4 protein-coding genes are annotated in these 5,198 nt (G+C 45.4%); all 4 read right to left on the bottom strand.

Annotated elements, in window-relative coordinates:
- Window positions 1-235: DUF4405 domain-containing protein (locus ACCM36_RS06645; protein WP_370572967.1), on the bottom strand; the 235-nt coding region annotated here is incomplete at its 3' end.
- Window positions 236-629: 394 nt separating this feature from the next.
- Complete coding sequence (locus ACCM36_RS06640; RefSeq protein ID WP_370572966.1) at window positions 630-2,264, bottom strand: acetolactate synthase large subunit; 1,635 nt, start codon at window positions 2,262-2,264, stop codon at window positions 630-632.
- A gap of 2 nt (window positions 2,265-2,266) precedes the next feature.
- Window positions 2,267-3,634, bottom strand: a complete 1,368-nt coding sequence (locus ACCM36_RS06635; RefSeq protein WP_370572965.1) for an NAD-dependent succinate-semialdehyde dehydrogenase — start codon at window positions 3,632-3,634, stop codon at window positions 2,267-2,269.
- A gap of 122 nt (window positions 3,635-3,756) precedes the next feature.
- Window positions 3,757-5,124: an NAD-dependent succinate-semialdehyde dehydrogenase gene (locus ACCM36_RS06630; RefSeq protein ID WP_370572964.1), complete on the bottom strand. Its 1,368-nt coding sequence runs from the start codon at window positions 5,122-5,124 to the stop codon at window positions 3,757-3,759.
- Window positions 5,125-5,198 lie beyond the last annotated feature (74 nt).

Here is a 5,198-nt window from a genome sequence, read left to right as displayed (position 1 = left end):
TGTTCTTAGTTACACAGACAAGCCATCTCCAGTGTAATGCGAGGTGAATGATGAACAATATCACCATAGGCATTCCGGCTACTAAGTGAATCTGTTTCCATTCGAACATGCTCAAGCCCAGATATGAGGCATTTCTTCCTCCAAACTGGAGAAAGATGCCTGAAAGTCCTTCAAGGACCGTCAGGACCATCAATGGTACATCTACAATATAGTTGATCAGTGTTCTGTTCTTCATTATAAACTCCTTCATTTCTTCTTTTGTTTTTGGAACCTGCATCTTATGATCGTATGATTGATTGGCTGTTGATCTTTGATTAGCACAATCCTGTTCTTAACATGGTCTAATAAACCAAATTAAAATAAAAAGAAACTTACACTTATTCATAGGCCCATAGTAAAAACTAAGAAAATTAAAGGTTTAATTGGAATTAAAAGTATATACCAAGCTTCAATATGCCTCAAAAAGATTAATTTGAACTCAGTATCTTTTTGCTGGATTATTCACCTTATGTCTGGAATTTCCCCTAAGATGATTCTTGTTGCTGAATATGTACATCTGAGCAGTCCTTATGGATTGAAGCTGATATGTAAATCTAAAAAAGTTAACGATAATTTCTTAATTCATTCAGTTAAACTACACAGAAGTTGTTGCGCAGCTTTTCCGTGAGCTTCATATTTTCGGAATAGTCCACTTTCACATCCATAAGCCAGACTCCACCCGTTTTTAGCGCATTTTCAAGTTGTGGTTTGAAATCTTCTGCCTTTTCTATTCTTATTCCCTGTGCTCCAAAGCTCTCGGCAAGTTTGACAAAGTCAGGGTTGAGGAAGTCTATTCCAAAGCTGGAATTGAACTTTTTCTTTTCATGCCATTCGATGAGTCCGAACTTGGCGTCATCGAATATCACTATTACTATATCACATCTGAGACGTACTGCGGTTTCAAGGTCCTGTACATTCATCAGGAACCCACCATCTCCGGCTACAGCAACTACTTTTCTTTCCGGCTTCACGAGTTTTGCTGCAATAGCTCCGGGAAGTGCGAATCCCATAGATGCAAGCCCATTGGATATTTGTACTGTGTTTGGTTCATATGCAGGATAAAGGCGCCCTATCCATAGTTTGTGAGCACCCACATCGCTGATAAGAATATCTTTCCTATCCAGGGCTTGCCTTATATCGTATATGATCTTTTGAGGTTTCATGGGGAACGCTATGTCGTCCTTAAACCCAACGAGTTCCTCTTCCATGTTCTTCCTAACCTTTGAGAAGTATTCTGGAATTTCTCTTTTCTTACAGAAAGGTGTCAGGTGTTTCAGGGAAGTGAGTATATTTCCTACGAGCGACAGATCAGGGATGTATTTTTCATCGATTTCGTGATGGTCAGAATGGATATGGATTATTTTCTTGGAGCCATCCGGATTCCAGAACCTGGGACTATACTCCACATGATCGAATCCTATGCAGATGACCAGATCTGCTCTCGCAAAACCGCACATGATATGGTCCCGGTCTCTGATACCCATCGATCCCAGGTAATGTTCATCATCAGCCTGGAAAGCACCTTTGCCCATGAAAGTTGTAACCACAGGAATTCCGGTGCTTCTCACGAATTTGCGCAATTCTTCAGACGCTTCTTCTCTTATAACGCCATTGCCTGCCAGAATTACAGGCATCGTAGCAGCCTCGATCAGCATAGCTGAACGCTGCAGCTCATCCTCGTCAGGCATCCGTATGTGCGAATATGGTTTCTTTACAAGGGGTACTTTGTTTGTTTGCTCTGCAGCAATGTCCTCTGGAAGCTCGATATGTGTTGCCCCTGGTCGGTCTCTGGCTATATCAAAAGCTTTACTAACTATCTCAGGTATGAAATCTGCTCTTGTCACGCTGGAGTTCCATTTGGTGAACTCCCGGAAGGCTTCCACTATGTTCAGGTACTGATGGGCTTCCTTGTGGGTCTTTTCAAGTCCGGCCTGTCCGGTAATAGCTACCAGGGGTGCTCTGTCAAGGTTCGCATCAGCGACACCTGTGATCAGATTGGTTGCTCCCGGGCCCAGGGTTGCAAGGCAGACTCCTGGCTTGTGGGTGAGCCTGCCGTAGACATCGGCCATGAAGGCTGCGGATTGTTCATGGCGCGTCACTATGAACTTTATTTTTGATCTGGAAAGGGAATCCGTCAGGTCCACGGTCTCCTCACCCGGAATGCCAAAAATGTATTCCACACCCTCGTTTTCGAGGCATTTTACCAAGAGGTCACTGCCTTTCATTTTCAGAACACCTTCATCGATTTTGCTCCTAAGAACTCATACATTCCAATCCTGTGCAACTCCCTACCAAATCCGCTTTTCTTGAAACCTCCAAGTGGCAGGCGGGAATCTGAGGATACGCCGCTGTTTATGGCTATGAGTCCTGCTTCAATTTCCTTTGAGAACACCACAGCTCTTTCCCTGTCCTTGCTCCATATACTTGCCCCTAGACCGAATTCTGTGCTGTTGGCTATCCGTATAGCATCATCTTCGTTCCTGAATGTTACTATAGGTGCAACTGGTCCGAAAGTCTCCTCGGTAAGTACGGGTGCACCTTCGGTTATATTGCCGAGCACCACCGGGTAGAAGAAACTGCCTTTTTCTTCCTGTTTGCCACCTTTAAGTAGCACATCTGCTCCGGCTTTAAGAGTCCTGTCCACCTGATCCTGCACAAAATCCGCTTGTTCTGTATTTACCAGAGGTCCCATATCGTTGTTAGGGTCAAGTGGATTACCTATCTTCAGGTCCCGGACGTGTTCCAGGAACCTTGAAGTAAAATCTTCAGCAATAGTTGCATCTACAATAAACCTCTTGGCTGCGGTACATCTCTGTCCGGCATTCTGGAATCTGCTCAAAACTCCTGCCTTTGCAGCTTTTTCGATATCTGCATCATCCAGTACGATGAATGGATCGCTGCCACCAAGTTCCAGTATGCACTTCTTGATACTGCCACCTGCGGCAGCAGCAACTTTCTCTCCTGCCTGCCGCCCTCCTGTGAAAGATACGGCATTGATCTCATTTCTGGGTATAAGGGACAATGCAGTGGGTCCATCTATTAACAAGGTCTGGTATACACCTTCTGGGAACTCTGCCTCTTTGAATATGTTCTCGATCGCCAGAGCACACTTTGGCACATAACTTGCATGCTTGAGCAATACTACATTACCACCGGCCAGTGCAGGAGCAGCAAAACGTAATGCTTGCCAGAACGGTGCATTCCAGGGCATGATGCTAAGGATCGTTCCCAGTGGTTCAAGTACTATGCCAGATGCTTCAGCCTCGGTTTCCACAAATTCCGGGGAGAGGAACACCTCAGCCTGCTCTGAAAAGTAATCGAAGACCCGTGCACATTTTTCTATTTCATCCAGGGATTCTCTGATGGGTTTGCCCATCTCAATAGTGATGGTCTGTGCAAGTTCCTGCGCCCTTTCCCGGAGTACTCCTGCTACATTGTCAAGGTAATATTCACGGTTAAAAACCTCAGTGTCCTTCCATTCTTTAAATGCCACCCTTGATTTTTTTAAGGCTTCTTCCACCTTTTCCGATGAAAATATCTCATATTCACCATTTAATTCTCCTGTAGCAGGATTTACAGATCTCATCACTTTCATTGTTTATCCCTCTCCGACGTATATATTCATCCGTTTTTAAAATTGGGTCTACTACATATTAAACCAATGCTATTTCTGGCGTATGTTGGGACAATATATGTTTGGATATTCCTCTCCCACATTCAGTATATTTTTATTGACTTGAGGTGCATAAACTCATAGAATCCGTGTTTTGCCATTTCTCTGCCCATTCCGCTTCCCTTTATGCCCCCGAAAGGCATGCACGCTTCTGGTCGGAAGAACGCATTAATAGCCACCATTCCTGTCTCAAGCTTTCTGGCAAGCAAAGCTCCTTTCTCCCTATCTTCTGTCCAGATGCTTGCCCCCAGGCCGAACTGAGTACTGTTGGCAACAGTGATGGCTTCCTGCTCGTTCTTAACAGAAATTATCGGTGCTACAGGTCCGAAGGTCTCCTCTGTCATTACTTTCATCTCGGGAGTAGCATCTGCAAGTACCATAGGAGAATAGAAGAATCCCTCTCGTTCCACCCTTCCTCCGGGCAGGAGAGCTTTTGCTCCTTTTGAGATGGCATCTTTCACCTGCTGTTCAAGAATGGATATCTGTTCTTCACGCACCAGTGGCCCAATGTCTGTGGTCTTGTCCATTGGATCTCCGAGTTTGAGTTTTTCTGTGACATCTACAAACTTACTGGTAAACTCCTCTGCCACTTCCTGGACCACTATGAACCTCTTGGCTGCTATGCACGTCTGGCCTGTATTGATGCACCTGCTGGGTACAGCCACAGTTGCTGCTTTTTCAACATCCGCGTCAGCCAGCACTATGAATGGGTCGCTGCCTCCAAGTTCAAGTACGAACTTCTTCATATTGCGGGCTGCAAGCTCTGCTACTTTTTTTCCCGCAATCTCGCCTCCAGTGAATGAAACTGCTTTGATCTCGTCCCTTGAGATGAGCGAGGAAGCTGTGGGACCGTCGATCAACAATGTCCGAAATACCCCCTCAGGAAATCCTGCTTCCAGGAGCAGTTCCTCCATTTTCAGGGCGCACATAGGTACGTAACTGGAATGCTTGAGCAGCATTACGTTGCCTGCTGCAAGGATATGGGAAGTTGCACTGAGCACCTGCCAGAAAGGGAAGTTCCAGGGCTTGATGGCCAGTACTGGCCCCATGGGCTCGTAAGATACCATGGACTGGGCGGCATCTGTTTCTGCCTTCTCTGGCTGCATAAGTTCCTCTGCATGTACCGCAAAATAATCGATGGTATCGGCACACTTCACAACCTCGGCCACTGACTGCTTTATGACCTTGCCCATCTCCAGGGTGATAAGTTCTCCAAGCTCCTGTTTTTTGTTCCGCAACAGTTGTGAGAAATCACTTAAAAGTTTGCTGCGTTCGGATACATCAAGTTCTTTCCATTCATGGAACACGGTATCTGCTTTTCTGAGAGCTATATTTATTTCTTCATTGGAGTGGGGTTGAAATTGTTTGATAACTTTTCCTGTGGTTGGGTTAATGGATGAAATGAGGGTCATGGTGAAACTTCCAGTGGGTTATTGGTTTGTTCTGGATAGAAAAGAGGAAGGGATGGGGTATAAAGTTAGCTGGG

This window comes from Methanomethylovorans sp., assembly GCF_041305605.1.
Lineage (GTDB): Archaea > Halobacteriota > Methanosarcinia > Methanosarcinales > Methanosarcinaceae > Methanomethylovorans.
This window is presented reverse-complemented; position numbering and strand designations above follow the sequence as displayed.